General features: G+C 55.7%; 1 protein-coding gene and 1 tRNA gene. One reads left to right on the forward strand and one right to left on the reverse strand.

Annotation, left to right across the window (positions count from 1 at the left end):
* The first annotated feature begins 145 nt into the window (after positions 1 to 145).
* Positions 146 to 1,312 (forward strand): site-specific integrase, encoded by a 1,167-nt coding sequence (locus A9976_RS25925; protein WP_183016475.1) that lies wholly within the window; start codon positions 146 to 148, stop codon positions 1,310 to 1,312.
* 78 nt (positions 1,313 to 1,390) lie between these two features.
* Here the strand turns inward: A9976_RS25925 and A9976_RS25930 are convergent.
* Positions 1,391 to 1,465, reverse strand: a tRNA-Arg gene (locus A9976_RS25930).
* Positions 1,466 to 1,588: the final 123 nt, after the last annotated feature.

A 1,588-nucleotide genomic window follows, 5' to 3' on the forward strand; every position in this document is an offset into this window, starting at 1 on the left:
TCGTCATGGAAAAAGCTGCCGAATGCACCGGCAGATCGATCCACTCCTTCCGGCATCTGATCCGAGACGGCCACTTGATCGAAGGCAAGCATTGGAAATGGTCCGACGACAACCGACAACACATCAATCTTGAAGCGTACGACGAATGGGTATCAAAGAGCACCTCGAAGGGATCATCGCGCGGACGACGTCGATCCGAATCGACTTCCGATGGAATGACCGCCGCTTCCGCGAGCGCGTAGCACTGCGCCCCACCGCCGCCAACATGCGCGCTGCGGCACGCATGCGCAGCGAGATTCTGCAAGCGATCGACCTCGGCGTCTTCACTTGGGACGACTTCGCTCGCTACTTCCCCGAGTCCCCCAGCATTCCGATCAAAGAGGCGGCCAGAGAAGTCACGTTCAACGAGGTAGCAAACATGTGGCTGAAGCTTATCAGCCACAAAGCGCCAACGACGCTCAGCGAATACGAGAACCTCTTGAACTCGCGATGGCGCCCTTTGTATGGAAATCGCCCAATCGCGGAGATCACCTATGAAGAGCTCGCAATGGACTTGGCCGACTTTCCGCGCATGGCGGCCAAGACGTTCAACAACGTCATGACGCCGGCTCGGCAAGTTTGGGCGTTGGCATTCAAGATGAGGAAAGCTCCGGAGAACATCACGCTGGAGATCGAAAGCCGTAAAGGCCAAGATCCAGAACCAGATCCACTGCTCATGTCAGAAGTGCTCCAAGTCGTGCAACACATCGACGAACACTTCAATGCGACCTGGCGCAACTATTTCGAAGTCGCGTTTTTTACCGGTGTGAGGCCGTCAGAGCAGATCGCTCTTCAGTGGCCTCGCGTGGATCTTTCCAGGGAGCAGATCCGGATCGACCGGGCACTCGTGAGGCGCCACAACAAAGCCACCAAGACGTACAAGTCGCGCGACGTGGACCTACAGGGGCCGGCGCTGGAAGCTATCAGACGCCAGAGGCAACTCACGTTTGAACCTGGAGGCCATGTCTTTTTGAATCCTGAAACAGGAAAGCCATTCGTCGATACGGCGGATGCGGTTCAGAAGGTGTGGCGCCCTACGCTTGCCGCGTTAGGAATCCGGGATCGGGATGCGCGCCAGACGCGGCATACGTATGCCACGCTCGGACTGCACGCCGGCATGAATCCTGGATATCTCTCGCGCCAGATGGGTCATAAGAACGCGCAGATGTTTTTCCGCGTCTATTCGAAGTGGATCGACGGCGAATCCAACCAGCGGGAAAAGGCGAAAATGGCGGCTCTTTACGCCGATCATTTGCCACCACTGGAGCCCTGACGGACTCCAAAGAACCCGCGTTAATTTGCGCTGTTTGGGCCCAAAATGGGCCCAAAAAAACGTAAGTCCTTGAATCTATGGTGCGCCCGACAGGAATCGAACCTGTATCAAGAGCTTCGGAAACTCTCATTCTATCCATTGAACTACGGGCGCAGCGCAAGGAGGCGACATTGTACCTAGTTTTCGATAGTGTGCATGAAGTAGATCAAATCATCGTTCAATCTCATCGAAAACCCGGGCAGATGCATTGGACGGGCGTCCCTGACACCGTTATAT

This window comes from Delftia sp. UME58 (assembly GCF_014170385.1).
GTDB lineage: Bacteria > Pseudomonadota > Gammaproteobacteria > Burkholderiales > Burkholderiaceae_C > Comamonas > Comamonas acidovorans.

What these genes read in the sequence shown, in the direction of transcription:
- A9976_RS25925 (WP_183016475.1), top strand. Translation starts at nt 146, where the DNA reads ATGGGTATCAAAGAGCACCTCGAAGGGATCATCGCGCGGACGACGTCG.